The organism is Nocardia sp. NPDC004722 (genome assembly GCF_053601505.1).
Map to the genome: position 1 here is coordinate 1 of NZ_JBSGBY010000591.1, position 5,182 is coordinate 5,182.

Genomic DNA, 5,182 nt, shown 5'->3' on the forward strand with positions numbered 1-5,182 from the left:
CGTGCCCGGTGAGCAGGCAGAACAGCGTCGCGCCGAGGCTGTAGATGTCGGCGGCCGGGGCGGGTTCGGCCCCGCGCAGCACCTCGGGCGCGGTGAAGGCGGGCGTCCCGGCGATGAGTCCGTTGGCGCCGTCGAAAAACCCGGTGACGAGGGCGATTCCGAAGTCGCTGAGCAGCGGTTCGCCATAGTCGGACAGCAGGATATTGGCCGGATTCACGTCGCGGTGCACGATGCCGCGGGCATGCGCGGCGGCCAGCGCACCGGCGATCTTCACCCCGATCGACAGCACCTCCTGCCACGGCAGCGGCCCGCGATCCCGGATCCGTTCGCGCAGCGACCCCCGCGCGTAGAACGGCATCACCAGATACGGCCGCCCGGTGACGGTGACGTCGGCGGAGAGCACCTGCACGATGTGCGGGTGCCCGCCGAAGCGGCCCAGGGCACGCTGCTCGCGCAGGAATCGCGCGCGTTCCTCGTCGTTCGACCGGGTGTCGAGGACCTTCACCGCGACCAGCCGATCCAGCGAATGCTCGACGCAGCGGTAGACGACTCCGAAACCCCCGCGCCCGATTTCGCTCGCATCGTCGAATCCCGCCGCGGCCAACTCCGCGGCGAGTCCTATCCGCAGGTCAGGCTGCGTACCGTCTTCGTCTGGTTCGACCATCACCCGCTCATTCCCGGACGAGTTGGCCCCGACATCCCGATCGTAGCCACCCGGATGCCGGATGCGGGCCCCCGATCGCGGACCGGCGCGCGTGGCGGGCACCCCGGTTCCTGGGGCTGGTTCGCGGCGGGGCGAACCACCAAGGTCAAATGGTGTCTATGCGGATGGTGTTGTGGCGCGCGCTGGTCGGCGCGCTACTGGTGGTGGGGGTCGTGACGGTGCCGGGGCGAGCGGGCGCGGACCCGCAGTACCAGTGGCACGAGGAGTTCATCACCGCCTCGGACGGGACCAGCCTGCACGCGGATGTGCTGCGCCCGCCGGGTGTCGCCGAGGATGTGCGCACCCCGGTGGTCATGACCGTCAGCCCTTACCGCGCACACCTCATGCACTTGACCGACCCGCATATCAAGGGCGGGCCCGACCTCGACGATCTGCCGATCTCGATGTTCCTGCAGGCCGGATACACCTACGTGATCGTGGATCTGCGCGGCTTCGGCGGCTCCGACGGCTGCCCGGATTTCGGCGGGCCGGGGGAACGCTCGGATGTGAAGACGGCCGTGGAATGGGCGGCGGCGCAACCCTGGTCGACCGGGAAGGTGGGGTTGAACGGCGTCTCCTACGAGGCGTGGACCGGGCTCATGGGGCTGGCCGAGAAGCCCGCGGGGCTGGCGGCGGTGGCCGCGTTCGAGCCGGTGGTGGACCCCAACGCCTACCTGTACATGCAGGGCATCGCGTGGAAGTTCTCACTCAAGCCGATCAGTGAGAGCGGGGTGCGGCCGGGCGATCTGGCGGGGCTCGAGCATCTGCTGATCGCGTCCACGCCCGCGCATCCCTCCGATTCGGAGGAGTACAAGGCGAACGCCGCGAAGATCGATCCGGGCTGCTACGCCCACTACCTGGCCGAAACCACCGACCACGACGCGAGTTCCGCGTGGTGGCGCGACCGCGACCTGGTGGAGAAGTTGCGCGGCAACACCATTCCGCTGTTCCTGGGTCAGGGTTTCGTCGACTACAACACCAAGGCCGATCGGGTCTTCCAGATGTGGAACGGCCTCGGCCCCGGCGAGCACAAGGCGTGGTTCGGGCAGTGGGGTCACCGGGACTGCACCGAGAAATGCGGTGCGCCGCAATTCTCCTCGGAACTGCTGGCCTTCTTCGACAAGCAGGTGGCGGGCAAGGACGTGAACACCGGGCCGCGTATCACCGTGGGCCAGTTCGACGGCCGCTGGCGGTCGGAGACGGCGTGGCCGCCCGCCGACAGCCGGGCCCTGGATGTCGATCTGCGCGCGGGCCGCTACACCGATCGCGGCCTGCTGCCGGGCGCGGACCGGGAGATCTGGACCGTCTCCCAGCCGCTGGAACACGATCAGCAGGTCTCGGGTACGCCGACCGCGACGCTCAGCCTGGACGGCCCGGCCGCGGCGAGCGTCGCCGTGGAGGTCTACGACATCGCCCCCGACAATCGCGCGACCGTCATCACGCGCGGCATCGCCCCGGTCTCCGCGACCGCTCAGGTCCGGCTGCTCGGCCAGGACTGGCCGATTCCCGCGGGCCATCGCATCGGGGTCCGTGTCACCGATGTGGTCGAGGATGTCTGGGCGCATTCCCCGGCCTTCGCGCCCGTCACCGTCACCGCCGCGCAACTGCACCTCCCGCTGCTGGGCACGGTCCGCACCCCGGACCTGCCCGGAGATACCGGCGACTCGATTCCCAAATGGCGAAACGACAAGTCGGTCATGCTGTCCGCGGATGTGGTGAACAATGCCACTGTGACCGTGAACTTCCCTGCCAGGTTGGGCGGTTGACCACCATGACCAGGACCTCGTCGACCGAGGACTCGGCCGTGGACCCCACCCGTGGCCCGGCCGTCGATGCCGTCACCGCCGAACGCCTCGCCGCCGCACTGCGCTGCCGGACCGTCTCCTACGAGGACCGGGCGCTCATCGACGACAGCGAGTTCGACCGCTTCACAGCGCATCTCGAACGCTCCTTCCCGCTGGTGCACGCGCGCCTCACCTGGGAGACATTCGGCCACAGCCGCCTCTACCGCTGGGCGGGCACGAACACGCCCGACAGCGCGACGGTGCCGCGCTCGCTTGCCGCCGCGGATCTGCCCGCCGATCAACCCAACCCGGACGCCACACTGCCCAACCCGGGTTCGACGCTGCGCGGCCCGGACTCCGGCGAGACCGGCTCCAGCTCCGATCGGATCGGCGTGGACTCCGGACGAGGCGGCGGGCGCGCCGGTCGGACCGACGGTGGGGCCGAGGACTCCGCGCCCGGAGAACCGAGCCGGGGCAGCGGGGAGACGGTCGCCGCGATTCTGCTGGCGCACATGGATGTCGTGCCGGTCGACGAGGTGGAGGGCTGGACGCATCCGCCGTTCGATGGTGTGGTCGACGACGAGTTCATCTGGGGGCGTGGCGCGATCGACGACAAGTGCCGGGTGCTCGCGATTCTCGAGGCGGTGGAGCGGGCGCTGGCCGAGGACGTGACACCCACGCACACGGTGTATCTCGCGTTCGGTCACGACGAGGAGGTTTTCGGGTCCGAGGGTGCGGCGCTGATGGCCGAACGCCTGCGGGCGGCCGGGGTGCGGGCGCGGCTGCTGCTCGACGAGGGCGGGGTGATCACCTCCGGTGTCGCCGACGGGATCGACGTGCCGGTGGCCACGATCATGGTGGGCGAGAAGGGTTTCGCGACGGTGCGGCTGTCGGTGTCGGATGTGGGCGGGCATTCGTCCATGCCCGGGCGGCAGACGGCGGTGGGGCGGCTGGCGCGGGCGGTGGCGCGGGTGCAGGATCATCCGTTCCCGCTGCGCATGACCCCGGTCGCGGTCGACATGCTGTTGCGGGTGCGGCATTTCGTGTCCGAACCGCGGCGCACCCTGCTCGGGCTGATCCATGTCGCGAGCCCGGTGGCGGCGCGGGTGCTGGCGGCGCGACCGCAGACCGAGGCGCTGGTGCGCACCACCACCGCACCGACCGTCATCCGGGGCGGGGTGAAGCCGAACGTGCTGCCGCAGCGCGCCGAGGCGCTGGTGAATTTCCGCATCCTGCCCGGCGATTCGGTCGCGGGCGTCCTCGCCCACTGCCGGAAGGTGGTGCGCGACAAGCAGGTCCACATCGAGCTCGCGGGCATCGCCTCCGAACCCACCGTCGACCCGGTCGCGGGCCCGGACTTCGAACTGATCGCCGACCTGGCCCGGGAAGTGGTGCCGGGCCTCGCCGTCACCGTCGGCGTGGTGCCGGGCGCGACCGACTCCCGCCACTACGACGACCTGGTCGCCACCCGCTGCAATTTCTCGCCGCTGACCTTCACCGCGGCGGACCTGGACCGCATCCACGGCACCGACGAACGCATCTCCCGCACCGACTACGCCCGCCTGATCCACTTCAACCGCCTCTTGATCGACCGTCTCGCAGGCTTTCCCTGATCACCGCGAGGCTCGGCTCGAATAGCGGTGGCCGCGCCAGCCGGACGACGCGCGGCCTGATCCGTGAGGCTCTGCCCGACCCCGGGAAATCTCGGCCTGATCCACGCGGGACTGTGCCTCACCCCAGGGGCTTGGCCTGAAGGGTGTGGGCTGAGCACTATCCCCGGGGATGCTCGGCCGATTCATGCGAGGCTGTGTCCGATTCGTGCGAGGCTGTCGCTTGTTCATGGGAGACAATGGCGCGGCAATGCCGATCGGGCAGGGCCGTGCGCCGTTCCAGGCCGGGTCGGTGCCTCGCGGCGACGCCCGTTCCGAATGGAGGATCGATGACCCGCAGCGAGACCGGCGAATTCCAGGGCGCGGGTGGCCGCGTGTTCTGGCAGGCGTGGCTGCCCGACGGGGAACCGCGCGCGGTCGCGGTGATCGTGCACGGGTACGCCGAGCACTCGGGGCGTTACGCGCATGTCGCGCAGCGACTCACCGATTCCGGGGTCGCCGTGTACGCCCTCGACCACATCGGACACGGCAAATCCGAGGGCGCGCGGGCTAATGTCGGCTCGCTCGACACCGCCGCCGACAATGTCCGCACCATGCTCGCCACCGCCACCGGACGCCATCCGGGCCTGCCGAGTTTCGTGATCGGCCACAGCATGGGCGGCCTCACCACCGCCTATTTCGCGGTCCGCGATCAGCCCGAGGTGAACGGCGTCGTGCTGTCCGGCCCGGCCATCGACATCGAGGCCGGGAACGCCGTGCAGAGGCTGGCGGCCCCGCTGGTGTCGCGCTTCCTGCCGAATCTGCCTGTGGTCAAACTGGATTCGACGCTGGTGAGCCGCGATCCGGCGGTGGTGAAGGCCTACGACGAGGACCCACTGGTGCATCACGGCGGTGTTCCGGCCCGTACCGCGGGCGAAATGCTGCGCGTCGGCGACTACGTCAAGGCCCACCTCGACCGCCTGACCGCCCCACTCCTGGTGCAGCACGGCACCGCCGACGGCCTCGCCTCCCCCACCGGCACCGACCTGGTCGCTCGCGGTCAGAGCTTCGGCCAGGTCCGCAACGCCTACATCCGGGTGGTGGAC

Annotated in this window: 4 protein-coding genes; 3 read left to right on the top strand and 1 reads right to left on the bottom strand. The window is 70.2% G+C overall.

Features of this window, described 5'->3' with window-relative positions; genetic code table 11:
• On the bottom strand, window positions 1–664 hold a 664-nt coding region (locus tag ACWELQ_RS37410), incomplete at its 3' end, for a serine/threonine-protein kinase (RefSeq protein ID WP_452401746.1).
• Between the two features lie 158 nt (window positions 665–822).
• Here ACWELQ_RS37410 and ACWELQ_RS37415 point away from each other — a divergent pair.
• The 3 genes from ACWELQ_RS37415 to ACWELQ_RS37425 form a co-directional block, all read left to right on the top strand.
• Window positions 823–2,469 (top strand): CocE/NonD family hydrolase, encoded by a 1,647-nt coding sequence (locus ACWELQ_RS37415; RefSeq protein WP_452401747.1) that lies wholly within the window; start codon window positions 823–825, stop codon window positions 2,467–2,469.
• A gap of 5 nt (window positions 2,470–2,474) precedes the next feature.
• Window positions 2,475–4,100, top strand: coding sequence for a M20/M25/M40 family metallo-hydrolase (locus tag ACWELQ_RS37420; protein WP_452401748.1), 1,626 nt, complete (start codon window positions 2,475–2,477; stop codon window positions 4,098–4,100).
• Between the two features lie 326 nt (window positions 4,101–4,426).
• On the top strand, window positions 4,427–5,182 hold a 756-nt coding region (locus tag ACWELQ_RS37425; protein ID WP_452401749.1), incomplete at its 3' end, for an alpha/beta fold hydrolase.